Below are 22,533 nucleotides of genomic sequence, written 5' to 3' on the forward strand. Positions count from 1 at the left end.
CCAAGGAGTCGGCAGTGACCACAGCTCACCTCGGCAAGGGCGGGGCGCTCGAGCGCCGCACGCCCGATGCGCAGGACTTCGTCGACATGCAGGCGAGTCCGGAGTTCCAGGACTTGCGCCGCCGGCTCCGGCGGTTCGTCTTCCCGATGACGGGACTCTTCCTCACCTGGTACTTCGTGTACGTCCTGCTGGCCACCTACGCCGCCGACTTCATGGCGACCAAGGTGCTCGGCAACATCAACCTCGGCCTGATCCTCGGACTCGCGCAGTTCGTATCGACCTTCGTCATCACCGCGCTCTACGTGCGGTTCGCCAACCGTGACCTGGATCCGCGGTCCGCCGCGATCCGTGAAGAGCTGGAAGGACCGGCCCAGTGACAGTTCTGGCCCAGGGTGCCACCGACGTCGGCAACCCCCTGTTCAACATCGCGATTTTCGTCGCATTCGTCGTCGTGACGATGAGCCTGGTCATCCGGGCCAGCCGCTCCACCAAGAAGGCCTCGGACTTCTACACCGGCGGCGGGCAGTTCTCCGGCCCGCAGAACGGCTTCGCGATCGCCGGCGACTACCTGTCGGCCGCGTCGTTCCTCGGCATCGCCGGCGCCATCGCCGTCTACGGCTACGACGGATTCCTGTACTCCATCGGCTTCCTCGTCGCCTGGCTCGTCGCCCTGCTGCTCGTCGCCGAACTGCTGCGCAACACCGGCCGGTTCACCATGGCCGATGTCCTGAGCTTCCGGCTCAAGCAGCGTCCGGTGCGTATGGCCGCCGCGCTGTCCACCCTCGCGGTGTCGCTGTTCTACCTGCTCGCCCAGATGGCCGGTGCGGGTGGCCTCGTCGCGCTGCTGCTCAACATCGACGGCAAGCTCGGCCAGGGCATCGTCGTCGCCGTGGTCGGCGTCCTGATGATCGTGTACGTGCTCATCGGCGGCATGAAGGGCACCACCTACGTGCAGATGGTCAAGGCCGTGCTGCTCGTCGCCGGTGCCGGCATCATGTTCGTGCTCGTGCTGCTCGCGGTCCGCGGCAACTTCTCGCAGCTGCTGGCCGACGCGCAGGCCATGGTGAACAGCTCCACCAACGAGGCCGTCGCCGGCCGCGACGTGCTCGCCCCCGGCGCCAAGTACGGCATCAGCGACATGACCCGGCTCGACTTCGTCTCGCTCGGCATCGCCCTGGTGCTCGGCACCGCCGGCCTGCCGCACGTGCTGATGCGCTTCTACACCGTGCCCACCGCCAAGGAGGCCCGGCGCTCGGTGACCTGGGCCATCGCCCTGATCGGCGGGTTCTACCTGTTCACCCTGGTGCTCGGCTACGGTGCCGCCAAGATGGTCGGACCGGACGTCATCCTCGGCGCCCCCGGCAAGGAGAACTCGGCCGCGCCGCTGCTCGCCTTCGAACTCGGCGGCACCATCTTCCTCGGCATCATCTCCGCCGTCGCGTTCGCCACGATCCTCGCGGTCGTCGCCGGCCTCGCGATCACCGCGTCCGCGTCCTTCGCCCACGACATCTACGCCAGCGTGATCAAGCGCGGCAACGCCTCCGAGGAGGATCAGGTGCGGGTCTCCCGCATCACCGTCGTAGTGATCGGCGTGGTCTCGATCGTGCTGGGCATCCTCGCGATGGGCCAGAACATCGCCTTCCTGGTGGCCCTGGCCTTCGCAGTCGCCGCGTCCGCCAACCTGCCGACGCTGCTGTACTCGCTGTTCTGGAAGAAGTTCAACACCACCGGCGCCCTGTTCAGCATCTACGGCGGCCTGGTCAGCTGCCTGCTGCTCATCGCCTTCTCCCCGGCGGTGTCCGGCAAGCCGTCCTCGATGTTCCCGAACGCGGACTTCGCCCTCTTCCCGCTCGCCAACCCCGGCATCGTGTCGATCCCGCTGGCCTTCGTCCTCGGCATCGTCGGTACCTACATCGGCCGGCGCAAGCTGGAGGACCCGGCCAAGCAGGCCGAGATGGAGGTCCGCTCCCTCACCGGTGTCGGTGTCGAAAAGGCTGTCGCCCACTAGGCAACACCCACGAAGCGCGGACGCAGGGTCGATCACCCTGCGTCCGCGCTTCGGCGTCTACGCTGCGGGGCATGGCCAAACTCGAGGTATCGACCGACCTTCCGCTCGAACCGCACGTGACCTGGGTGCGGGCGTCGGACCTGCACGGATTCGACGAATGGCTGACCATCCACGACGGGTGGCGCAGCGACCTGCCGAGCGAACTCGTCGTCGGCACCACCGCCGAGTCCGTCGTCTCGGTCAAGGGCATGCGCAACCGGGTCGCGTGGACCGTCCGGGAGATCGACTCGCCGCACCACCTCGTGCTCCACGGTTCCGGCAAGGGCGGCACCCGGTTCAAGCTGCGGATGACCGTCCGGGCCGCCGGGATCGGCTCCGTGCTCAGCCTGAACATCGACCTCGGCGGGGCACCGCTGTTCGGGCCGATCGGCTCCGGCGTCGCGCGGGCCCTGCACGGCGACATCGAGGCCTCGCTGCGCCGGTTCGCCGAACTCTACAGCTGAGCCGCAGCGCCGAAGGCGCTCATGGGTCCCAGCACCGAAGGTGCTCGTAAGCGCAGCACCGAAGGTGCCCATGAGCGCAGCGCCGAAGGCGCTCATGTGTCCCAGCGCCGAAGGTGCTCGTGAGCGCAGCACCGAGAGCGCCCTCCGCGCGGGCGACACGCCGGGGACCGGCGCGAGAAGTGCGCGCCCGCGGGCCGCGCTCGGCAGAATGAGGCGATGACGACCCGCACGTTCGAAGGCCGTCGTCTGAACCTGACGAACCTCGACAAGGTGCTGTACCCGAGCACGGGCACGACGAAGGCCGACGTGGTCGACTACTACGTCGCCGTCGCCCCGGTGCTGCTACCTCACGTCGCGGGCCGGCCCGGCACCCGCAAACGCTGGCCCGAGGGTGTCGGCGGCGAGTCGTTCTTCGAGAAGAACCTCGCCTCCCACGCGCCGAAGTGGCTCACCCGCAAGACTGTTCACCACAAGCAGCGGTCGGTGACGTATCCGGTCTTCGACTCCGTGGCGTCGCTGGCCTGGCTGGGGCAGCAGGCGGCACTCGAGCTGCACGTGCCGCAGTGGCGGTTCTCGGGGTCCGTCCCGGGTCCCGCGACGCGGATCGTGTTCGACCTCGACCCGGGGGAAGGGGTCACGCTGGCGCAGTGCGCCGAGGTTGCCCGCCTGGTGCGCGACATGGTCGGCGGGCTCGGCTGGCCCGCCTACCCGGTCACCAGCGGCAGCAAGGGGATACACCTGTATGTGCCGCTCGACCGCGAGCTCGCGCCGGGCGGGGCGTCGACGGTGGCGAAGCAGGTGGCGATCAACCTCGAGACGCTGCATCCCGACCTGGTCACCGCCACCATGGCCAAGGCCGTGCGCGGTGGCCGGGTGTTCCTCGACTGGAGCCAGAACAACCAGGCCAAGACGACCATCGCGCCGTATTCCCTGCGCGGCCGGGAGCAGCCGTGGGTCGCCGCGCCCCGCACCTGGGACGAACTCGACGACCCCGGGTTGCGCCAGTTGCGGTTCGACGAGGTGCTCGCGCGCCTCGAGGCCGGACCCGACCCGCTCGCCGCGCTCGACCCGCCGCTGCCCGAGTCCGACGCCCTGACCGAGTACCGGCACAAGCGCGACCCGTCCCGCACCCCCGAACCCGTCCCCGCCACCGTGGGATCCGGACCGGGCAATTCCTTCGTCATCCAGGAGCACCACGCCCGCCGCCTGCACTACGACCTGAGGCTCGAGCGCAACGGGGTGCTCGCGTCGTGGGCGGTGCCGAAGAACCTTCCGGACGATCCCGGCCGCAACAACCTCGCGGTGCGCACCGAGGACCATCCGCTCGAGTACCTCACCTTCCACGGCGTGATCCCCAAGGGGGAGTACGGCGCCGGCGGCATGACGATCTGGGACACCGGCACCTACGACACCGAGAAATGGCGCGACGACGAGGTGATCGTGCGCCTGCACGGCGCGCGGGTGCAGGGCCGGTACGCGCTGATCCGCACGGCCGGCAACCAGTGGCTCGCGCACCGCATGAAGGACCAGAGCGCGCCGCCGGGCCCGCCGACGAGCTTCCCGCGCGACCTCGAGCCCATGCTCGCGACACCGGGTGAGGTGACCGATCTCGACGCCGACGAATGGGCATTCGAGGGCAAGTGGGACGGCTACCGCGCCGTCGCCGAGATCGAGAACGGGCAGCTGCGGCTGCATTCGCGTTCCGGCCGCGACATCACCGGCGACTACCCCGCTCTCGCCGATCTCACCCGCATCCTCGACGGGCACGAGGTGGTCCTCGACGGCGAGGTGGTCGCGTGCGACACCCTCGGTGTCACAAGCTTCCGGCAGCTGCGGACCGGGGGCACCCCGCAGTACTTCGTGTTCGACGTCCTCTTCCTCGACGGGGTGACCCTGTACCGCAAGCCGTATTCCGACCGGCGGCGCGTGCTCGACGCGCTCGCCGCCGCGGCCGACGGCCTGGTCGTTCCGGAACTGTTGCACGGCAACGGATCCGAAGCGCTGGAGGAGAGCACCCGGCGGGGCTGGGAGGGGGTGGTGGCCAAGCGGCGGAACTCGGTGTACGTGCCGGGTCGGCGCAGCCCCGACTGGGTGAAGTCGAAGAACTGGCTCACCCAGGACGTCGTCATCGGGGGCTGGCGCCTCGGCAAGGGGGCCCGCGCCGGCACCTTCGGCTCGCTGCTGGTCGGCGTGCAGGGTGAGGCCGGGCTGGAGTACGTCGGCCGCGTCGGCACCGGCTTCGACGAACCCCAGCTCGCCGAACTGTCGGCCGCCATGGCGGGTCTGCGGCGCCGCACCACCCCCTTCGCCGGCGACGTCCCGCGCGAGGACGCGCGGGACGCGGTGTGGGTGAGCCCGAAGCTGGTGGGGGAGGTGCGGTTCCGGGAGTGGACCGACGCCGGCAAGCTCTGGCATCCGAGCTGGCGCGGGTTGCGCGACGACATCGATCCGCAGGACGTGGTCCGCGGCAGCGGATGACCGCCCGCCCCGGGTGCCGAAAACCTCACCCCGGGGTGCCTGTCGTCCTCCGGCGCGTCGGCGCACCGTGGTCACACGGCACATCCGCCGACTGTGGCACGGGCCGGCGCGCCCGGAGGAGGGAAGGTTCGACGATGTTGCAGACGACCGACAGGGGCCGCCTCGGCCGCACCCTGATGACCGCGTACGGCGCGGCCGCCTACGCCGTGTTCTTCGCGGTGTTCCTGTACTCGATCGGGTGGGTCGAAGGTCTCGTGGTGCCCCGCACCATCGACGAGGGGCCGCAGACGCCGATCGTCGTCGCCGTGATGGTGAACCTGGCCCTGTTGTCCGTGTTCGCCGTTCAGCATTCGGTCATGGCCCGGCCCTGGTTCAAGGACCGATGGACCCGCATCGTCCCACAGCCGATCGAACGCTCCACGTTCGTCCTGTTCGCCACCGCCGCCCTGGCGCTGGTGATGTGGCAGTGGCATCCACTGCCACAGGAGATCTGGGACGTGGACGCGACACCGGTGCGCGTGGTGCTCTATGCGGTGTCCTTCGCAGGATGGGGCCTCGTGCTCGCATCGACGTTCGCGATCGACCATTTCGACCTGTTCGGCCTGCGGCAGGTGCTGCGGAACTTCGCCGGAAAACCCCCGGCCGAAGTCGTATTCCGCACCCCGATGCTGTACCGCGTGGTGCGTCACCCGTTGTATCTCGGCTTCCTGATCGCGTTCTGGGTGGCGCCGACGATGAGCGTGGGCCACCTGCTGTTCGCCGCGGTCACCACCGGATACATCCTCGTCGCGCTGCGGTTCGAGGAACACGATCTGACCGACACGTTCGGCGACCGGTACCGCGACTACAGTGCCCGCGTGCCCCGGCTGGTGCCCCGCCCGCGCGCGGCGAGCCGAACCTGATCATGTTCCGGCCGGCTCCGGTGCGGGCACCCGCACCGGAGCCGTGCAGCGCCGTAGGGTACTTCGCGTGAGCATCGCGAAGTCCCTCGTCCTGTTCGTCGTCGCGGCCCTGTTCGAGATCGGCGGTGCCTGGCTCGTGTGGCAGGGAATCCGGGAACAGCGCGGCTGGATCTGGGTGGGCGCCGGTGTGATTGCGCTCGGCGGGTACGGAATGGTGGCAACGCTGCAGCCGGATGCGAATTTCGGTCGCATCCTCGCCGCCTACGGCGGAGTGTTCGTCGCCGGATCGCTCGTGTGGGCGATGATCGTCGACGGCTTCCGCCCCGACCGGTGGGATGTGGCCGGCGCCCTGGTGTGCCTGCTCGGCGTGGCGCTGATCATGTACAGCCCGCGCTGAACTCCGGCACCGTCAGCCGACGGTCACCGTCCCCGCGGCCGGTGTCGAATTGCAGATCGGGCCGCTGCTCAGGTTCACCGAGCCGAATACGGTGGTGAGCACGGTGCCCGGGCCGGTGTTCACCACCTTCGCCAGGTTCGGGTACGTCCCCTCGAGGTCGACGATCCCCGCCTGGCCGGTGCTCTGATTGAGCCATGCGACCGACACCTGCCCCGCAGCGGGCATGGGGCCCATTCCCGGTGCGGTGGAGAACAGTACGTGACCGGGGGCGATCGCAGGGTTCGCCTCCGGGCCGGCCTGCGCGGTGACCGCCGTGATCGAGGCCAGGCTGCCCTGGTTGAGGCACCCGAAGGTCAGTGCCGTGCCGAGGGATTGGGGCGGTGCGGCGCCGGCGCTGCCGGCGAACAGGACGGCGGCCGCGATCGGTGCGGCGGTGGCGAGGATTGCTCGGGTGGTTCGGGCGGCGCTCATGCTGATGCTCCTGTGATCGGAATGTCACGTCCGGGTGCCGACCGCCGCGCCCCGCCGGCGGCGCGCCCCGCGCACCGAATGACGCCCCCGAGTCTAGATCGCGAACGGCGGAGCATACGACGTTTCGGAGATCTTGCTTGCCGGGGATGTCAACGCACGCGGTAGAACTGCGCGGCATTGTCGTGCAGCGCCCGCGCGGCGAGGTCCGGGCCCAGTGCATCGGTGACCACTGCGACGTCCGTGTCGGTGAACGGCCGCGGCGCCCGGGTGGACGGCAGGTCGGTGCCGAACATCAGGGCGTGCGGGTTCCGGTCGGCGACGGCGCGCAGAACGGCGGCGACGTCGAAGTCGGCGCGGCCGAACCCGGTCGCCTTGACCCGGACCCCGCGGTCGACCAGGTCCAGCAGGTGCGGCAGTCCGGCCGCGGACAGGCCCAGATGGTCGATGCTCACCGCGGGCAGGGCGGCGACGGTCCCGGTGAGCGCGGGCAGTTCGCGGGCGTCGACGTACAACTCGGTGTGCCAGCCGGCGACGTCGTGGACCCGCCGCGCGAGCGAGTCGAGGTGGGCGGCGGATTCCGAACCGCCGCGGCGCAGGTTGAACCGGATCCCGCGCACGCCGGCCTCGTCGAGCCGGGCGATCTCGGTATCGGTCACGGTCGCCGGCAGTTGGGTGACGCCCACGAAGCGGGGGCCGAGGAGGGCCAGCGCGTCCAGCAGGTAGCCCTGATCGAAGCCGTGGAAGGAGCCGGACACGACGGCGCCACCCGTGACGCCGAGCCCGCGGACCCGCTCGAGATAGTCGGCGACCGTGAAGGCCGGCGGCACGTATCCCTCGTTCGGGGTCACGGGGAAGCGGGGGTCGACGATATGGAAGTGGGCGTCGAAGATCGGCATCACGCGTCGCCCGTCGGTCACGTGCGCGTGAGCGCGTCCGCGGTGATCTCCTTCACCGACGTCAGCCCGCTGAGCCCGAGCGTCAGATCGAACTCGGCGATGATGTTCGCGACGGCGTCGCGGGCCCCCTCGCGGCCGCCCACCGCCAGCCCGTACAGGTGCGGGCGGCCGACGGTGACCGCGTCGGCGCCGAGGGCGAGCGCCTTGAACACGTCCGATCCGGTGCGGATTCCGCTGTCGAGCAGCACCGGTACCCGGCCGTCGACGGCGGGTGCGATGCCGACCAGGGCGTCGAGCGAGGCGATCGCGCCGTCCACCTGGCGGCCGCCGTGGTTGGAGACGATGATGCCGTCGGCCCCGGCGTCGAGGGCGCGCCGGGCGTCGTCCGGATGGAGGATGCCCTTGAGCAGCACGGGAAGATCGGTGCGTTCGCGCAGCGACTCGATCTCCGTCCACGTCAGGGAGGGCCGGGAGTAGATGTCGAGGAAGGTCTCGACGGCGGCCCGGGGCTCGGGGGAGCGGAGGTTGTCGAGGAGGCGGCCGGGGTAGCGCCGGCTCATCGAGAGCAGTGTCCTGATCGCGCCGAGGGTCACCTCCACCTCGGGTCGTGCGCCGGCGGCGGCCGCGATGCGCTCGCGGACGATGCGCACGAACGTCGGGTCCGAGGTGTACTGGGCGATGCCCTCGCCGCGGGCGAACGGCAAGGATCCGAGGTTGAGGTCCTGGGGCCGCCAGCCCAGCAGGGTGGTGTCCAGGGTGACGACCACGGCGTCCGCGCCGATCGTCTTCGCGCGGGCGAGCAGGCTGTCGACGAGGTCGTCGTCGCTGCTCCAGTACAACTGGAACCAGCGCGGGGAGTCTCCCATCGCCGCGGCGCTCTCCTCCATCGGGGCGCAGCCCTGGTTGGAGAAGATGTAGGGCACGCCGAGTTCGGCCGCCGCGCCGGCGATCGCGACGTCGGCGTCGGGGTGCGCGAGCTCGGCGGCGCCGACCGGCGCCAGCAGGACCGGGGCGGGCAGGGTGCGGCCGAACAGCTCGACGCTCAGGTCCCGGCGGGAGACGTCGCGCAGCACGCGGGGGACGATCTTCCAGCGGTCGAAGGCCTCGCGGTTGGCGCGCATCGTCGCGCCCTCGCCGGCGCCCCCGGCGATGTATGCCCAGCCGCGCCGGCTCGTCTTCCGTCGCGCCAGGCGTTCCAGGCCGGCGAAGTCGGTCGGCACCGCGGGGGTGCGCCCGAGCACTCCTGCCCGGTAGATGACGTTCTGGCGGGCACGGCCCGCGCCGGGCTGCGGCGCCACGGGTCCGTCGCTCATCGGCGATTCCTCACTGGTGCGTCGGGCGGGATCGTCTCGGACGCTACACGGAAGCGCCCACGCGCCGGGCCGAAGCGCCGGTCGTCCGGCGGAGACGGTGGACAGATTCCGATATACCCCATAGGGTATGTAGTACCCCATGGGGTATGAACCTCGAACGACGGCACGATGCCCACCGGTGTGGGCCGAGGAGTGGACAATGAGGGAAATCGACATCGCTGCATTCGCCGACGAGTGGAAGTCCGGCGCGACCGTCGTGGACGTGCGCGAGGACTACGAATACGAGCAGGCGCACGTGCCCGGTGCCCAGTGGATCCCGCTCGGCGAACTCGCTTCCCGTCTCGCCGAGATCCCGGGGACCGACCTCGTCTACGTCATCTGCGCCTCCGGCAATCGCAGCCTGCGCGGCGCGGACATCGTGTCCGCGTCGGGGCGGTCCGCGGTCTCGGTCGCCGGCGGCACCAAGGGCTGGCTGCGCGCCGGTCACCCGGCCGAACAGGGCGGAACCCGATGAGCCTGCTCGAGAAGATCAAGGCGCGCTTCGCCAAGCCCTACGAGTCCGTCGGCGTCGGCCGGGCGCGCGAGTTGCTGGACGGCGGGGCGGTCCTCGTCGACGTGCGCTCCGCCGCCGAGTACCGGTCCGGGCACGCGCCCGTCGCGCAGCACTGCGAACTCTCCCAGGTTCCGACGAAGGCGGCGCGGATCGTGCGCAACCGGCCGGTGGTGTTCGTGTGCCACTCGGGCATGCGCTCCGCGAGCGCCGCGCGGATGTTCGCCCCGGCGGCGCAGGCGCCCGTCGCCTCGCTGCGCGGCGGCATGATCGCCTGGGAGCGGGCCGGCGAGCGGGTGGTCAAGGGCGGTCGCCGCTGAAGGAATCGCCGGGTCCACCCGCCCGAGGTCCGGGAATCGGCGCCGAGCCGGAATGTGGGCACGGGAATACCCCACCGGGTATGATGGGTTCATCTTCAGTATGAAGGGGCCGACCATGACAGTTAACACCGTGAATGCCGCAGAATCCACCACCCAGGTGCTCAACCGGCTGCGCCGCGCACAGGGCCAGCTCGCCGGCGTGATCTCCATGATCGAGAACGGGCGCGAATGCCGCGAGGTGGTCACCCAGCTCGCCGCGGTCTCGCGCGCCCTCGACCGGGCCGGATTCAAGATCGTCGCCACCCGGTTGCGGCAGTGTGTCCTCGACGAGCAGGACGACACCTGCGTCGACAAGCTGACCGAGGAGGAACTCGAGAAGCTCTTCCTCGCGCTCGCCTGACAACAGCGAACCACGAAGGAGCAGCATGACACTCGCTCTCGCCACCACGCTGCGCGCCCCGCTCGGCGACACCGTCGAGCGCACCCGCGAGGCGCTGAAGGACCAGGGCTTCGGGGTGCTCACCGAGATCGACATGCAGGCCACCCTGAAGACCAAGATCGACGTCGACATGGAGCCGTACGTCATCCTCGGGGCGTGCAACCCGCCGCTCGCACACCAGGCCGTATCGGTCAATCGGCAGATCGGGCTGCTGTTGCCGTGCAACGTCGTCGTCCGGCGCGATCCGGAGGACGCCGGCCTGGTGCACGTCGAGGCCATGAACCCGCAACTGATGGTGCAGGTGGCCGAGGATCCCGGGCTGCAGCCCGTCGCCGACGAGGCCGCCCGGCGGTTGCAGGCAGCGATCGACGCGCTGGGGAGCTGAGCCGTCACTCGAGAACGGGCGCCGAGATGTCTCTCGGCGCCCGTTCTCGTTCGTCCCTGTCTCCGATTCGTCCCTGTCTCCCGCTTGTCACGGTCTCCCGTACGCCGCCCGGGCCTTCTCGCGCAGCAGGCGCACGGCGCGGGCCGGGTCGTCCGTGCCGTAGACGGCCGTGCCGGCCACGAAGCAGTCGGCGCCGGCCGCCGCGGCAGCCCCGATGGTGTCGAGGTTCACCCCGCCGTCGACCTCGATGAGCACGTCGAGCTCCCCCGCGTCGACCAGGCGTCGCGCCGCGCGCACCTTGTCGAGCATCTCGGGGATGAACCGTTGGCCGTTGAATCCCGGAGGCACGCTCATCACCAGGAGCGTGTCGAAGTGCGCGAGCGTGTCGATGTGCGGCTCGAGCGGGATCTGCGGCGCGAGCGCGAGACCGGCGCGGGCGCCGGCGTCGCGCAGGCGGCCGGCGAGAGCGACCGGTTCGCGGACGGCCTCGACGTGCACGGAGACGTTGTGCGCGCCCGCCTCCGCGTAGTCGACCGCCCACCGGTCGGGATCCTCGATCATCAGGTGGCAGTCGAGCGGCAGCGGGGTGTGCCGGGCGAGGGATCGCACGACCGGCACCCCGAAGGTGATGTTGGGGACGAAGTGTCCGTCCATCACGTCGACGTGCAGCCAGTCCGCGCCCCGATCGGATCCACCGGCCACGGCCCGCGCCTCGTCGGCCAGGCGCGCCAGGTCGCCCGAGGCCAGGCTGGGCGCGATCATCGGCTCGCGCCGCGAGTGGCGATCGGCCCGGTGACCAGCGCGGACGTCGGGGTCCATGCGACGACAGTACCCGCCTCGCGGTGCCGGCGAGGCGCACCGGATCGATCGTCAACCGGGCATTGACGACCATGAGCGCGTCAACCTATGGTTGACGAATGACGAACCCGGTACCCATGAGCAATCCCGTCCGGCTCGACGACCTCATCGATGCCATCAAGAAGGTGCATACCGACGCCCTGGAACAACTGACCGACGCGGTCCTCGCCGCCGAGCATCTCGGGGAGGTCGCCGACCATCTGATCGGCCACTTCGTCGACCAGGCCCGCCGCTCCGGCGCGTCCTGGACCGACATCGGGCGCAGCATGGGCGTCTCCAAGCAGGCGGCCCAGAAGCGCTTCGTGCCCAAGGGTTCTGCCGATCTCGATCCCGAACAAGGATTCAGCCGATTCACCGAACGCGCCCGTAACGTCGTCATGGCATCACAGAACGAGGCCCGGGCGGCCGGCAACGCCGAGATCACCTGCGAACATCTCGTCCTCGGTCTGCTGAGCGAGCCCGACTCCCTCGCGGTCCGCGCGCTCGTCGCGCAGGACGTCTCGCCGGACGCGGTCCGTCGCGCCGTGGTGGAGAAGCTCCCGCCGGCGTCCGGGGACGTGCCCGACCTGATCCCCTACGACGCGCGTGCGCGCAAGGCCCTGGAGCTGACGTTCCGGCAGGCACTTCGTCTCGGGCACAACTACATCGGCACCGAGCACATCCTCCTCGCCCTCCTCGAATACGAGGACGGAAACGGCGTCCTCATCGGTCTCGGCGTGGACAAGACGGCCGCCGAAGCGCACGTCGCCGCGGCCGTGGCGGCGGAGCAGGCCGCACACGCGGAGCGTGGACACGCGGAATGAGCAGGCAGCGATCCGCTGTCCAGCCGACTCGTCGCTGAGAGGGCCTCATCCCGCAGGGCGAAACCGCCTCCCCGGTCCGCTCCTCGATCTACCGTTGAGTCGAGGCAGCCGAGAGGGGAACGATGACCTACCCGCTCGTCGAGAAGTCCCGGGAACGTTCGGAAGCCGGGCCGCATTTCGTGATCGAGGACTACACGAAGACGCCGTCGCTCTGTCGTCGCGGTGTCTGGGTGGGGCGTCGGGTCGATTTTCCTAAACCGCGCTGATGTCCTTCGAGCACGGCCAGGACGACCTGTCCGTCGGCTGGATTGTGAACGGCGCGGCGATATCGCCGGCAGGTTACCATGCGCCGTGCCAAAGAGCGCCGACGATCCGATACCGGTGTCCCGGAGACGGTAGGAACCTGCATACCATTTCGCTGATGAGCACGCCCGGAAGCGATCAGGACGGTGTGGACCTGCAGGTCGTGTTCATGCGTCCGCCGCAGTGGAATCCGCTCGAGTACGGTCCCTCGAAGAAGGTGTGCCTCCAGGGCCGGATCGTCGAATGGCCGTGGTTCCTTCTGCAGCAGGAACAGCAATGCTGGGAGCGGTTCCGGAACGTATTCGAGAAGTACGTGGTGGTACCCCGTCCGGTTCCCGCACCGCCCGGCCCGGCGGAACGGTGGATCGCGAGCCTTCGGGGCGACGAGGCCGCGACGGTACGGGCTGAACTGGACACTGTCGAGCAGTTGGATCACGCTCGGGACGGCGATTTTCTCGCAGAGATCCGTGCCGACCTCGCGGCGAGGTTCCTCCGGTGGGCGAACTCCGAGGACGGGCCGGGTGCCGTGGACCGCTCGCCGCCACGCAGCGATCCGGGTCGAGATTCCTCCTGAGCGAGAGGGCGGACCCGTGACCGAAAAGGCAACGCTCCGGCGACTGGCAGAGTGGGTGTTCGGCGGCGTCGTGCTCGTCGTCGATACGGTCTTCACGGTGATCCGTGTCGTCGTGTGGCGCTCGCGCTGGAAGCCGGCATTGACTGCCCTACGCAGGTACAACAAGGTCGTCTTCAACCCGGTGATCTTGAAGAGGGGTGGGAAGACGGTCACAGCGGTGCATCACGTGGGTCGCACGTCCGGAAGGCCATACGTGACCCCGGTGTGGGCGGAACGATCCGGACAGTCGTTTTTCATCCATCTGCCCTACGGCACCGACGTCGACTGGTGCCGCAACGTTCTGGCGGGCGGGGGCTGCGTCCTCGAGCGCGAGGGCGTGCGCTACGACGCCGTCGCTCCCGTGATCGTGCCGGCGGCGGAGGCGGAACCGCATCTGTCGTCGGCATCGAGGAGGATGCACCGACTGTTCGGCGTCGAGTCGTATCTACGGCTGGACATCGCCCCTGGCGTGCAGGCGGACTGATCGAGCGGCTGGACCAGGGGCATCGCGCTGGTTCGCCCGCTCCCCGCGAGCGGCGGTCCGTAGAGAGCGGCTGCGGGTGAGCTCGACCAGCGGTCTCTTGTGCCCCCGGCAGGATTCGAACCTGCGACACCGGCTTTAGGAGAGCCGTGCTCTATCCCCTGAGCTACGAGGGCGGCGCGCGGTGGACCGGCGGTGCCGATTCGATGCGCGGTGTGAGTGTAGCCGGGATCGCGGCGCCGGTGTGAAACGGTCGCGGAACCAGCGGCACGGCGAGCGCCGCCGCCGCGCCGACGGCGATCCACGTGACGGTCCAGGCCTGGTCGGAGGCGTGCGAGGCGGACAGCAGGGGCCGGGGTGCGGAAGCTCGACCCGTAGATCGCGGCGCCCGTGAGGGCGATCGCCGTTCCCGCCCGGTCGTGCACCCGAATGTCACACGCCGTCAATCCAACCGAACGCATGTGACATTCGGCCGGAGGTGCGGCAGGTGACCTGCGGCCGGTGACCTTCGGTCGGAGGTGCGGCCAGTGACCCCGGGGGTGGGAACCGCCCCCCTCGGGGTGCGGTGTGCAGCCCGAAGAGCCCTGGAGTGCGGCCGTGGCGTGCCGGAGGGTGGATCCGCACGCCGAATCCTCGTCCCCGGGAGTACTCATGCCTCGCTCGATCTCGCGCACGATCCGCTTCGCCGCCGTGGCCGTCGCCGCCGTGGTGCCCGCCCTGGGTGCCGTCGCTCCGGCCGCCGCGGAGGACGAGTCTGCCCTGCAACAGCTTTCGCCCACAGCGGAGTGTCCGTTCGCCGCCGGGAGCACCGGGCAGTACACGACGGACGCGATGGGACCGTATGTGCAGTGCTTCCTTCCGTCGATCGAGTCGTGGATCGATGCCACGTACCAGGACATGCCGCATCCCACCGCCTACTACTCGGTGGCGGCGGGGAAGTCGGGGGAGGCGGCGCCCGGCTGCGCCTACGACGAGAACTCGCTGATGTACTGCGCGGCCGACCGCAGCCTCTACATCGGCGAGAAGGCGGCGATGGACCTCGTGAACGGCTACGGGGAGATCGCCATTGCCGCGGTGCTGAGCCACGAGGTGACGCATCACTTCCAGACGATGCTGGCACTGCCGGAGCCCGACCCGGCCGAACCCAACAGTGCCATCCCCTACGAGAACCAGGCCGATTGTGGATCGGGCGCCTTCGTCGCGTACTCCGAACGCGACCTCGGCGTCACGGTCGAGCAGACCGACCTGGCGTCGCTGGGCCGGGCGTTCGCCGCGGTGGGGGAGGACAAGGGGCCGGAGCGCACCCACGGCACCGCCGAGCAGCGCATCCAGGCATTCGACACCGGCTACCTCAGCCCGTCGCCCACCCCGTTGCTCTCGTGCGTCGACTACATCCCCGAGGCGCCCATCGCGTACATCGGCTGACGCGCCGGGCGCTTCGATGTGATCACAATCACATAACTGCCGTCGCCTCCTCGCGGTTCTGTATGCGCGCGAGGCGGCGCCGGGAGCCGCCGGCCCCGGCGGACGTCCCAACCCCGCCCGCGCGCACCAGGGGGGTGTTTCCGCAGTTCACGCGGGTGGGGCGGGGCTGCATCCGGCCGGGCTGCCGCCGGGTCGCCGTCGGTACCCACCGCAGAAGTGTCCGAAACGTAACGCTGGCGCTGCCCTATATCGTTTTGTTACTTTGAGTCGCCAGAAACGGCCGGGGCACACCCGGCGCGCAACGGACGACGGATGAGGTAGCAACTGTGGGACGGCACCAGCGGGCAGGCGACGAGGCGACCACCTTCGAGATGGATCTGTCCGGTGCGTCCTCCGGCCGCGGCCGGCACCGCGTCGAGCCCACCGGCCCGTCGGCACCCGTGAAGGCCGCCACCGTGGCCGCCGCCACCGGCGCCTTCTTCGCCGTGGGTGCCCAGCTCGCCGCCGGCACGGCCAGTGCCGCGCCCGCCCCCGCCCCCGCCCAGACCGGCACCCTGCCGTTCGAGGTGCCGCAGGGCCTGCTGCCCGAGGGCTTCGAGCTCCCGCAGCTGCCCGGTGCGCCCGCCCCGGCCGACGAGCACGGCCACGAGCACGCCGCCGCTCCCGCCCTCCCGCCGGAGCTCGACACCCTGGTCGACCAGTTCGCCGCGGGCCAGGGCTGGCTGAACAACCTCAACCCCGCCAAGCCTGCCACCGTGCAGCCCGTCTCGGGCACGCTCACCTCGGACTTCGGCCCCCGCTGGGGCAGCCACCACGGCGGCATCGACATCGCCGCCCCGATCGGCACGCCGATCAAGTCCGCCGCCGACGGCACCGTCCTCGACGCGGGCGCCGCCTCCGGCTACGGCCAGTGGGTGCGCGTCCTCAACGACGACGGCACCACCGCCGTCTACGGCCACGTCGACACCTACCAGGTCAGCGCCGGTCAGCGGGTGACCGCCGGTCAGCAGATCGCCACCGTCGGCAACCGCGGCTGGTCCACCGGCCCGCACCTGCACTTCGAGGTGTGGGACCAGGCCGGCGGCAAGACCGACCCCAACGCCTGGCTCAGCACCCGCGGCGTCGTCGCCGACTGGGGCAGCTACCGCGCCGTCTGACGCTCGCCCCCAACTGCGGTCGCTCGGCCGCTAGGCTGACGAATCATCACCTAGCGGGGGAGAGGGACACGGCTCCATGGGCACGCAGATCAAGGCTCGCTCCTTCACCCGCGCCGACCGGCGCGAGTTCCGCACCAAGGTGCAGGCCTGCCTCGCCGCCCTGGACCGGATGCTGCGCGACGGCGCCATCACCGACGCGCGCGAACGGCCGGAGCCGCTGCTCGGCATGGAGATCGAGTTCAACCTCGTCCAGGACGACATGGAACCGGCCATGTGCAACCTCGAGGTCCTGCAGGCGATCGACGATCACGCCGTGTTCCAGACCGAGCTGGGCCAGTTCAACGTCGAGATGAACGTCGATCCCGGGCCGTTCGCCGGTGACGCCACCCTCGACATCGAGAACACCCTGCGCGAGTCGCTGCGCCGCGCCGACACGCGGATGCACCGGCAGGACGCCCAGCTCGTCATGATCGGCATGCTGCCCACGCTCGAGCTCGCCCACCTCGACCGGGAGCGCATCACCGCCAACCCGCGCTACGAGGCCCTCAACGAGCAGATCTTCGCCGCACGCGGGGAGGACATCGAGCTCGATCTCGACGGCGTGCCCCTCCCCGGCCGCGACGACGCCGAACAGCTGCGGGCCGACGCCAACTCGGTCGTGCCGGAGGCGGCCTGCACGTCGCTGCAACTGCACCTGCGGGTGGCCCCGGAGGACTTCGCCGACCACTGGAACGCCGCTCAGTGCCTGGCCGGGGTGCAGGTGGCGCTCGCCGCGAACTCCCCGTTCCTCGCCGGCAAGGCGCTGTGGCACGAGAGCCGGATCCCGCTGTTCGCGCAGGCCACCGACACCCGCACCCAGGAGCTGAAGAATCAGGGGGTGCGGCCGCGGGTGTGGTTCGGCGAGCGCTGGATCGACTCGGTGACGGACCTGTTCGAGGAGAACTCGCGGTACTTCCCGGCGCTGCTGCCCGAGGTGTCCGACGTCGATCCGATCGCCGAGTTCGATGCCGGCCGGACTCCGCGGCTGCGCGAGCTGCAGATGCACAACGGCACCATCTACCGCTGGAACCGGCCCGTCTACGACGTCGCCGACGAGCACCCGCACCTGCGGCTCGAGAACCGGGTGCTGCCGGCGGGCCCGACGGTGCTCGACATCATGGCCAACGCCGCGTTCTACTACGGGGCGCTGCGCGCCCTCGTCGACGCCGACGTGCCGCTGTGCCGGTTCATGAGCTTCGACGCGGCCCGCGAGAACCTCGGGATCGGGGCCAAGTACGGCCTCGACGCGCGGCTGTACTGGCCCGGCCTGGGCTGGGTGGGCGCCGACGAACTCGTGCTGCGCCGGCTGCTGCCCATGGCGGACGCGGGCCTGACCGCCTTCGGGCTGTCCCAGCAGGCGCGGGACCGGTACCTGGGCATCATCGAAGGCCGGTGCCTGAACCGGCAGACCGGGGCGGCGTGGCAGCGGGCGCAGGTCGTCGAACGGGAGGACGCCGGCGCCGACCGGCGCACCGCCCTGCACGGAATGATGCGTGACTACATCCGGAACATGCTGGGCGGCAAGCCCGTTCACGAGTGGCCGCTCGGCACGGCATGATCACAACCGGACGGTGCGGGTCACCGCGACCGCGGGGGTGACCACGGCCCGGTCGTCCGGAGCGGTGTAGCCCGGGACGACGGTGAGGTCGTCGGTGACGTCGGCGACGTGCAGTACCACCGCGCCGTCGCGCGGGGCGACGGTCAGCCGCACCTCGATGCCCTCGGCCGGGGTCCCGGAGAACAGGAACCCGAACGGCGCGGCCGGCGCGGCGCTCCGCCCGGCCACCACCGCCTCCCGCACCGCCGCGGACGTCCCGTCCACCCACAGCCCGATCGTCGGCGCCCCGCGCGGCGACGTCAGCCGCAGGGTCAGCGTCCGTTCGTCGCCGTCGGTGACGTCCGCGACGACGGCGAGCCCGGGCGCGGGCAGCGGCGCGACCGGCGCGGGCCCGTGGGCGAACCTGGTCTCGCTGCGCCACGGGAACGCGTCCGGCAGCGTGGCCGGCTCCTCGGTCAGCAGGGCGCGGCTCCAGGCCGAGGCGGGGGCGCGCGGCGACGCCCACACGGCGGCACCGGTGTCCGCGTTCAGCGCGTAGAGCAGTTGTTCCTGCCGCGGCGGGGTGGCGCCGTCGCGGTTGACCCAGCCGCCTACCGCCGCGGCCACGAGCACGACCCCCGCGGCGGCGATCGCGGCGAGCCGCAGCTGCGACGGCGCGCCGGCGGCGTCGACGAGCGGCAGCGCCAGCGCGAACAGCACCGCGACGAACACCCCCGCGAGCGGCGCTCCGGTGAGCAGACCGGCGTCGAACGACGCCACCGCGGCGGGCACGAGCACCACGACCGCCGGAACTGTCCCGGCCAGCGTCACCGGCGTCCGCCACCCGCGCCGATCGGTGGGCAGCAGGTCCACGACGAGCGCGGCGATCGCCGCGGGCAGCGCCGGCAGCACCAGGACGGTCGCGACGCCGAGGAAGGGCAGCGCGGCCAGGGCGGTGACCGTCACGGCGAGCAGCGCGCCCGTCGCGAACGCGGCAGGGCCGACACGGCGGCGCACCGGCGGATACGCCGCGAGCAGGACGGCGACGGCCGCGGCCGCCGCGGCGACCTGATAGGGCACCGGCAGGTACGGCTCGCGCAGGACCGCCGAGGCCTGACCGGGAGCGATCCGCAGCGCGAGCCACCACGGCACGAACGCCGCACCCGCCGCCGCGGCCGCCACGGCGATCGAGATCCCGCCCGACGCCGCGAGACAGCCCGCCGAGGCGGCACCGTCCCGGATCCGCCGGGCCGCGAGGGCGCCGGTGACGGCGGCGAGCAGCGCGGTCAGGGCGATCTCGAGCGGGCGCGGGTAGTGCACCGGCCCCCAGGGCAGCGTGACGACGACGTCGTCGCCCCCCGAGCCGAGCTCTGCCAGGTCGGCGGACGAGAACCGCTGTGCCGCAGCAAGGGTGGTTTCTCCCATGCGCTGCAGCGACGCGGTGTCGAGCCGGTCCGGGGTGTCGAGGGGACTGTGATAGTAGGCGCCGCCGCCGGCGATCGCGGTGTCCGCGGCGTGCATGCCGGCCTCGGTAAGGCGGCGGAAGTCGGTGTCGTTGGGCAGCAACTCGAACGCCGTCTGGGTGAACGAGTCCGCGGTCGTGCCGGGCACGCCGGACAGCACACCCACGAGACCCGCGTTGGGGGAGGAGATCCGGAAGGTGACGGGGATCCCGCCGTTGCCGCGGGCCTCGTGGTTGAGCACCACCGTCGGCCTCGCGTCGGCCGGTTGCCGCCGCGTGTACTCCTCGGCGCCGAGCAGGCCGCGTTCCTCGCCGTCGGTCACGAGCACCGTGACGTCGTTCCGGGGACGGGGGCCGGCGGTCAGGGCGCGGGCCGCCTCGAGCACCGTGGCGATCCCGATCCCGTCGTCGCCCGCGCCGGGGGAGCCGGCGACGGTGTCGTAGTGCGCGGCGAGCACGACGGTGCCGGTGGGGTCGGTGCCGGGCAGGGTGGCGACGACGTTCGCGACCCGGCCGCCCCGCTGGGTGCCCTGCATGGCGGTGGCCGACCAGCCGACGCCGTCGTCGACGCGGACGGACCAGCCGAGGTCGTCGAGGGTGCGGACCAGGTACTCCCGGGTCGCGGCATGGCCGGCCGAACCCGGGGTGCGCGGCCGCGCCGCCACCGCCTCGACGTGGGTCGTCGCGCGGACGGCGCTGAACGCGGTGGGGGGAGCGTCGGCCGGTGCGGGTGCCGCCGGGGTCCGCAGCGTGGCCGCGAGCCCGACGAGGAGCAGCACGAGCAGTCCGATCCGGCCGGCCCGGCGGGTGCGGCCCGCGCCGGCGGGGGCCGGAGCATCGTCCATGCGAGCGAGCCTAGCGCCGGATCGTGGAGACGACCGTGCCCCGGCCGCGGGGGCCGGGGCACGGTCGGAGGCGACTCAGGCGTTCGGGGCCCAGCTGTCGGGACCGAACACCTCGTAGTGGATGTTCTCGGCGGGCACGTTGCGCTCGATGAGGGCCTCGCGCAGCGAGAGCATGAACGGCAGCGGACCGCACAGGTACGCCTTGGTGTTCGGGTCGAGCGGCAGGTCCGACACGTCGGCCCGGCCTACGCGCACGGTCTCGAGCGGCTCGCGGGCGCCGAGGTCCTCGTACCACCGGTGCACCTCGGCGGACGGGATGCGCTCGACGAGGGTGGCCAGCTCGTGCCGGTGCGCGTGGTTGGCGACGGAGCGGTCGGCGTGCAGCACCGAAACCTTTCGCTCGTCACCGGTTTCCGCGAGGTGCGCGAGCATACCGATCATCGGGGTGCAGCCGATGCCGGCGGAGGCCAGCAGCAGCGGGGCGCCGTCGTCGGGCAGCACCAGGTCGCCGAACGGGGTGGTGACCTGCAACTCGTCACCCTCGAAGACGTTGTCGTACAGGAAGTTCGACACTTCACCGGCCGGCGCGACGGTGCCGTCGGGGGTGGTGGTCGCCACGATCCGCTTGACGGTGATGCGCCAGTCGCCCTGGGCCGGCGCGTTGGTCAGGCTGTACTGGCGGATCTGGCGGGCCCCGTCGGGCAGCTTCACGCCCACCGAAAGATACTGTCCCGGACGGAAAGCGGGCAGCGGAGCGCCGTCGAGCGAGGTCAGGACGAACGAGACGGTGTCGGCGGACTGGTGCCGGCGCTCGGCGACCCGGACGGTGCGCCACACGTCGCCCGGCGCGACGCCCGCGGCCTTGTACAGGTCGTCCTCGAGCTTGATGAGCGTGTTGGCCATCAGCCAGTACAGCTCGTCCCAGGCCGCGGCGACCTCGGGGGTGACGGCCTCGCCGAGGACCTCCACGATCGCCTCGAACAGGTGCTTGTGGACGATCCAGTACTCGTCGGGCTTGATGCCGAGGGAGGCGTGCTTGTGCGCGATGCGGGACAGGATCGCCTCGACCCGGGCCGGGTCGGGATCGAGCTGCAGGGTCGCGAAGGCGGCGATGGAGCCGGCCAGGGCCTTCTGCTGTTCGCCCTGCTTCTGGTTGCCGCGGTTGAACAGGTCGCGCTCGAGTTCGGGGTGCGCGGCGAACATCTTCTTGTAGAACAGCGGGGTGATGTCGCCGATGGCGGCACCCACGGCGGGGAGGGTGGCGCGGACAACTTCCTTGGACTCGGCTGAGAGCGGCATCGTGAACTCCGTTTCGGGTAGGGCTGGGCCGGTTCCGGGCTGTGGAACCGTGCGGTCAGACGGCGGGGCGGGTGAGATCGAGCAGGACGGTGCGGGTGGGGGCCCGGGTGAGATCGGCGACGGTGACGGAGTCGAGCGCCGCGTAGAAGGACTCCTGGGCTCGGCGCAGTGCGCCGCGGAGGCTGCATCCTTCCCGCAGCGGGCACGGTTTGTCGCCCTCGCAGGCGACGACCTCGCCGTCGCCTTCGAGTTGCCGGGTGAGCCATCCGACGGACGCGCCCCGGCCGAGCTCGGTGATGGTCAGTCCGCCGCCGCGGCCGCGGCGGGTCGTGACGACGCCGAGTTCGCTCAATCGTGCGACCACCTTGGTGGTGTGTGCGTACGACAGCTGCAGCTGCTCGGCGACGCGCTTGGTGCTGGGGGAGCTGTCGGGCGCGGCGGCCGCCAGGTACATGACAACTCTCAGTCCGAGATCGGTGAACTGGGTGAGTTGCATGACCTGAGACTAGATAATTGGTATCTGAAATGACAATTTAATGTGACGTAGATCGCTTCGGTGCGTCAGCGTTCGAGCACGGGAAGGATATTGCGCCAGCTGACGATTCCGATCGGCCTGCCGTCGCGCACCACCGGCACGGACCGCAGCCGCATCTGCAGCATCGCCCGCGCGATGTCGAACAGCTCGGCGTCCGCATCGAGGGCCACCGGCGGCAACGCCACCGCCCGCACCGTCAGCGGCCGGCGGATCGCGGTGACGAGCGGCAGGTCGGCGTACATCGACAGGCGCGCCAGATGCGCCCCCGCCAGCGCCTCCTCGGTGATCAGGCCGCAGAGCCGGCCGTGCTCGTCGACCACCGGGAGGGTGGTGAAGCCGTTGCGGGCCAGCACCTCCCCGGCCCGCTCCAGGGTGGCGTCGACCGTCACGGCCAGCACCGGCGTGCTCATCACGTCCGCCGCGCGGACCTTGTGGGCCGCGGGCCCCGCCATGCGGATCGGTCCACCGGACATGATGCGCCTCCTCTGCCTACGATTGTGGCCGCATCCCCGCT

General features: G+C 71.0%; 25 protein-coding genes and 1 tRNA gene. 17 read left to right on the forward strand and 9 right to left on the reverse strand.

What is annotated here, in order from left to right:
• Positions 1-14: 14 nt before the first annotated feature.
• The 6 genes from ISO16_RS24000 to ISO16_RS24025 all read left to right on the forward strand — a co-directional run bounded on the left by ISO16_RS24000 (position 15) and on the right by ISO16_RS24025 (position 6,288).
• The gene (locus ISO16_RS24000) at positions 15-377 is read left to right on the forward strand and encodes a DUF485 domain-containing protein (protein ID WP_006930250.1); all 363 of its coding nucleotides are present in this window, start codon (positions 15-17) and stop codon (positions 375-377) included.
• On the forward strand, positions 374-2,008 hold the full coding sequence (locus ISO16_RS24005) for a solute symporter family protein (protein WP_006930252.1): 1,635 nt from the start codon (positions 374-376) through the stop codon (positions 2,006-2,008). Before ISO16_RS24000 ends, ISO16_RS24005 begins: the two co-directional genes overlap by 4 nt.
• Positions 2,009-2,079: 71 nt before the next feature.
• Entirely contained in the window at positions 2,080-2,511 is a 432-nt protein-coding gene (locus ISO16_RS24010; protein ID WP_006930253.1) for a type II toxin-antitoxin system Rv0910 family toxin, read from the forward strand.
• Positions 2,512-2,727: 216 nt separating this feature from the next.
• Positions 2,728-4,989 carry an ATP-dependent DNA ligase gene (locus tag ISO16_RS24015; protein WP_072634543.1) on the forward strand — a complete coding sequence of 754 codons (2,262 nt, stop codon included), beginning with the start codon at positions 2,728-2,730 and terminating at the stop codon, positions 4,987-4,989.
• 134 nt (positions 4,990-5,123) lie between these two features.
• Complete coding sequence (gene mddA / locus ISO16_RS24020) at positions 5,124-5,891, forward strand: methanethiol S-methyltransferase (protein ID WP_006930258.1); 768 nt, start codon at positions 5,124-5,126, stop codon at positions 5,889-5,891.
• A gap of 67 nt (positions 5,892-5,958) precedes the next feature.
• A complete protein-coding gene (locus ISO16_RS24025; protein ID WP_029541928.1) occupies positions 5,959-6,288 on the forward strand; it encodes a YnfA family protein in 330 nt (109 codons plus the stop codon).
• 12 nt (positions 6,289-6,300) lie between these two features.
• On the opposite strand, the gene ISO16_RS24030 is transcribed toward ISO16_RS24025, so the two are convergent.
• From ISO16_RS24030 to ISO16_RS24040, 3 genes are all read right to left on the reverse strand, one after another.
• On the reverse strand, positions 6,301-6,759 hold the full coding sequence (locus tag ISO16_RS24030) for a hypothetical protein (RefSeq protein ID WP_043797747.1): 459 nt from the start codon (positions 6,757-6,759) through the stop codon (positions 6,301-6,303).
• A 149-nt stretch (positions 6,760-6,908) separates the two neighbouring features.
• Entirely contained in the window at positions 6,909-7,655 is a 747-nt protein-coding gene (locus tag ISO16_RS24035) for an amidohydrolase family protein (protein ID WP_037201466.1), read from the reverse strand.
• Positions 7,656-7,672: 17 nt separating this feature from the next.
• Positions 7,673-8,968: a lactate 2-monooxygenase gene (locus ISO16_RS24040; protein ID WP_006930265.1), complete on the reverse strand. Its 1,296-nt coding sequence runs from the start codon at positions 8,966-8,968 to the stop codon at positions 7,673-7,675.
• A gap of 199 nt (positions 8,969-9,167) precedes the next feature.
• Here ISO16_RS24040 and ISO16_RS24045 point away from each other — a divergent pair, with 199 nt between their 5' ends.
• The 4 genes from ISO16_RS24045 (at position 9,168) to ISO16_RS24060 (ending at position 10,662) form a co-directional block, all read left to right on the forward strand.
• Positions 9,168-9,482, forward strand: a complete 315-nt coding sequence (locus ISO16_RS24045) for a rhodanese-like domain-containing protein (RefSeq protein WP_006930266.1) — start codon at positions 9,168-9,170, stop codon at positions 9,480-9,482.
• Entirely contained in the window at positions 9,479-9,838 is a 360-nt protein-coding gene (locus ISO16_RS24050) for a rhodanese-like domain-containing protein (RefSeq protein WP_006930269.1), read from the forward strand. The genes ISO16_RS24045 and ISO16_RS24050 overlap by 4 nt, the downstream gene beginning before the upstream one ends.
• 115 nt (positions 9,839-9,953) lie before the next feature.
• Positions 9,954-10,238 carry a metal-sensitive transcriptional regulator gene (locus tag ISO16_RS24055; protein WP_037201469.1) on the forward strand — a complete coding sequence of 95 codons (285 nt, stop codon included), beginning with the start codon at positions 9,954-9,956 and terminating at the stop codon, positions 10,236-10,238.
• A gap of 25 nt (positions 10,239-10,263) precedes the next feature.
• The gene (locus tag ISO16_RS24060; protein ID WP_006930271.1) at positions 10,264-10,662 is read left to right on the forward strand and encodes a DUF302 domain-containing protein; all 399 of its coding nucleotides are present in this window, start codon (positions 10,264-10,266) and stop codon (positions 10,660-10,662) included.
• Positions 10,663-10,749: 87 nt separating this feature from the next.
• Here the strand turns inward: ISO16_RS24060 and rpe are convergent, their stop codons facing one another.
• Positions 10,750-11,481 carry a ribulose-phosphate 3-epimerase gene (gene rpe / locus ISO16_RS24065; RefSeq protein WP_206003398.1) on the reverse strand — a complete coding sequence of 244 codons (732 nt, stop codon included), beginning with the start codon at positions 11,479-11,481 and terminating at the stop codon, positions 10,750-10,752.
• Between the two features lie 98 nt (positions 11,482-11,579).
• On the opposite strand from rpe, the gene ISO16_RS24070 reads away from it, so the two are divergent.
• From ISO16_RS24070 to ISO16_RS24080, 4 genes are all read left to right on the forward strand, one after another.
• Positions 11,580-12,323 carry a Clp protease N-terminal domain-containing protein gene (locus tag ISO16_RS24070; RefSeq protein WP_072634545.1) on the forward strand — a complete coding sequence of 248 codons (744 nt, stop codon included), beginning with the start codon at positions 11,580-11,582 and terminating at the stop codon, positions 12,321-12,323.
• A 122-nt stretch (positions 12,324-12,445) separates the two neighbouring features.
• On the forward strand, positions 12,446-12,589 hold the full coding sequence (locus ISO16_RS28810) for a hypothetical protein (protein WP_230304427.1): 144 nt from the start codon (positions 12,446-12,448) through the stop codon (positions 12,587-12,589).
• A 155-nt stretch (positions 12,590-12,744) separates the two neighbouring features.
• On the forward strand, positions 12,745-13,200 hold the full coding sequence (locus tag ISO16_RS28815; protein WP_230304428.1) for a hypothetical protein: 456 nt from the start codon (positions 12,745-12,747) through the stop codon (positions 13,198-13,200).
• 16 nt (positions 13,201-13,216) lie between these two features.
• On the forward strand, positions 13,217-13,723 hold the full coding sequence (locus tag ISO16_RS24080) for a nitroreductase family deazaflavin-dependent oxidoreductase (RefSeq protein WP_230304429.1): 507 nt from the start codon (positions 13,217-13,219) through the stop codon (positions 13,721-13,723).
• A 100-nt stretch (positions 13,724-13,823) separates the two neighbouring features.
• On the opposite strand, the gene ISO16_RS24085 is transcribed toward ISO16_RS24080, so the two are convergent.
• A tRNA-Arg gene (locus tag ISO16_RS24085) sits at positions 13,824-13,896 on the reverse strand.
• A 475-nt stretch (positions 13,897-14,371) separates the two neighbouring features.
• Between ISO16_RS24085 and ISO16_RS24090 the strand changes: the two genes are divergently transcribed.
• From ISO16_RS24090 to ISO16_RS24100, 3 genes are all read left to right on the forward strand, one after another.
• On the forward strand, positions 14,372-15,145 hold the full coding sequence (locus ISO16_RS24090) for a neutral zinc metallopeptidase (RefSeq protein ID WP_029541939.1): 774 nt from the start codon (positions 14,372-14,374) through the stop codon (positions 15,143-15,145).
• A gap of 326 nt (positions 15,146-15,471) precedes the next feature.
• On the forward strand, positions 15,472-16,302 hold the full coding sequence (locus tag ISO16_RS24095; RefSeq protein ID WP_072634546.1) for a M23 family metallopeptidase: 831 nt from the start codon (positions 15,472-15,474) through the stop codon (positions 16,300-16,302).
• 76 nt (positions 16,303-16,378) lie between these two features.
• Positions 16,379-17,899: a glutamate-cysteine ligase family protein gene (locus ISO16_RS24100; RefSeq protein WP_072634547.1), complete on the forward strand. Its 1,521-nt coding sequence runs from the start codon at positions 16,379-16,381 to the stop codon at positions 17,897-17,899.
• Here ISO16_RS24100 and ISO16_RS24105 read toward each other — a convergent pair whose 3' ends face one another.
• From ISO16_RS24105 to ISO16_RS24120, 4 genes are all read right to left on the reverse strand, one after another.
• A complete protein-coding gene (locus ISO16_RS24105; protein ID WP_072634548.1) occupies positions 17,900-20,185 on the reverse strand; it encodes a M28 family peptidase in 2,286 nt (761 codons plus the stop codon).
• 75 nt (positions 20,186-20,260) lie between these two features.
• Positions 20,261-21,484, reverse strand: a complete 1,224-nt coding sequence (locus ISO16_RS24110; RefSeq protein ID WP_006933281.1) for a globin domain-containing protein — start codon at positions 21,482-21,484, stop codon at positions 20,261-20,263.
• Between the two features lie 55 nt (positions 21,485-21,539).
• Positions 21,540-21,980 carry an RrF2 family transcriptional regulator gene (locus ISO16_RS24115; protein WP_006933279.1) on the reverse strand — a complete coding sequence of 147 codons (441 nt, stop codon included), beginning with the start codon at positions 21,978-21,980 and terminating at the stop codon, positions 21,540-21,542.
• Positions 21,981-22,045: 65 nt separating this feature from the next.
• Positions 22,046-22,492, reverse strand: coding sequence for a CBS domain-containing protein (locus ISO16_RS24120; RefSeq protein ID WP_006933276.1), 447 nt, complete (start codon positions 22,490-22,492; stop codon positions 22,046-22,048).
• Positions 22,493-22,533 lie beyond the last annotated feature (41 nt).

It is taken from the genome of Rhodococcus sp. M8 (genome assembly GCF_015654185.1).
GTDB classification, from domain to species: Bacteria; Actinomycetota; Actinomycetes; order Mycobacteriales; family Mycobacteriaceae; genus Rhodococcus; species Rhodococcus aetherivorans.

Excerpts from the sequence above, each read along its gene's own strand:
- ISO16_RS24010 (WP_006930253.1), top strand. The coding sequence starts at position 2,080 with ATGGCCAAACTCGAGGTATCGACCGACCTTCCGCTCGAACCGCACGTG.
- ISO16_RS24015 (WP_072634543.1), top strand. The coding sequence starts at position 2,728 with ATGACGACCCGCACGTTCGAAGGCCGTCGTCTGAACCTGACGAACCTC.
- mddA (WP_006930258.1), top strand. The coding sequence starts at position 5,124 with ATGTTGCAGACGACCGACAGGGGCCGCCTCGGCCGCACCCTGATGACC.
- ISO16_RS24030 (WP_043797747.1), bottom strand. The coding sequence starts at position 6,759 with ATGAGCGCCGCCCGAACCACCCGAGCAATCCTCGCCACCGCCGCACCG.
- ISO16_RS24035 (WP_037201466.1), bottom strand. The coding sequence starts at position 7,655 with ATGCCGATCTTCGACGCCCACTTCCATATCGTCGACCCCCGCTTCCCC.
- ISO16_RS24040 (WP_006930265.1), bottom strand. The coding sequence starts at position 8,968 with ATGAGCGACGGACCCGTGGCGCCGCAGCCCGGCGCGGGCCGTGCCCGC.
- ISO16_RS24045 (WP_006930266.1), top strand. The coding sequence starts at position 9,168 with ATGAGGGAAATCGACATCGCTGCATTCGCCGACGAGTGGAAGTCCGGC.
- ISO16_RS24050 (WP_006930269.1), top strand. The coding sequence starts at position 9,479 with ATGAGCCTGCTCGAGAAGATCAAGGCGCGCTTCGCCAAGCCCTACGAG.
- ISO16_RS24055 (WP_037201469.1), top strand. The coding sequence starts at position 9,954 with ATGACAGTTAACACCGTGAATGCCGCAGAATCCACCACCCAGGTGCTC.
- ISO16_RS24060 (WP_006930271.1), top strand. The coding sequence starts at position 10,264 with ATGACACTCGCTCTCGCCACCACGCTGCGCGCCCCGCTCGGCGACACC.
- rpe (WP_206003398.1), bottom strand. The coding sequence starts at position 11,481 with ATGGACCCCGACGTCCGCGCTGGTCACCGGGCCGATCGCCACTCGCGG.
- ISO16_RS24070 (WP_072634545.1), top strand. The coding sequence starts at position 11,580 with ATGACGAACCCGGTACCCATGAGCAATCCCGTCCGGCTCGACGACCTC.
- ISO16_RS28810 (WP_230304427.1), top strand. The coding sequence starts at position 12,446 with ATGACCTACCCGCTCGTCGAGAAGTCCCGGGAACGTTCGGAAGCCGGG.
- ISO16_RS28815 (WP_230304428.1), top strand. The coding sequence starts at position 12,745 with ATGAGCACGCCCGGAAGCGATCAGGACGGTGTGGACCTGCAGGTCGTG.
- ISO16_RS24090 (WP_029541939.1), top strand. The coding sequence starts at position 14,372 with ATGCCTCGCTCGATCTCGCGCACGATCCGCTTCGCCGCCGTGGCCGTC.
- ISO16_RS24100 (WP_072634547.1), top strand. The coding sequence starts at position 16,379 with ATGGGCACGCAGATCAAGGCTCGCTCCTTCACCCGCGCCGACCGGCGC.
- ISO16_RS24105 (WP_072634548.1), bottom strand. The coding sequence starts at position 20,185 with ATGGACGATGCTCCGGCCCCCGCCGGCGCGGGCCGCACCCGCCGGGCC.
- ISO16_RS24110 (WP_006933281.1), bottom strand. The coding sequence starts at position 21,484 with ATGCCGCTCTCAGCCGAGTCCAAGGAAGTTGTCCGCGCCACCCTCCCC.
- ISO16_RS24115 (WP_006933279.1), bottom strand. The coding sequence starts at position 21,980 with ATGCAACTCACCCAGTTCACCGATCTCGGACTGAGAGTTGTCATGTAC.
- ISO16_RS24120 (WP_006933276.1), bottom strand. The coding sequence starts at position 22,492 with ATGTCCGGTGGACCGATCCGCATGGCGGGGCCCGCGGCCCACAAGGTC.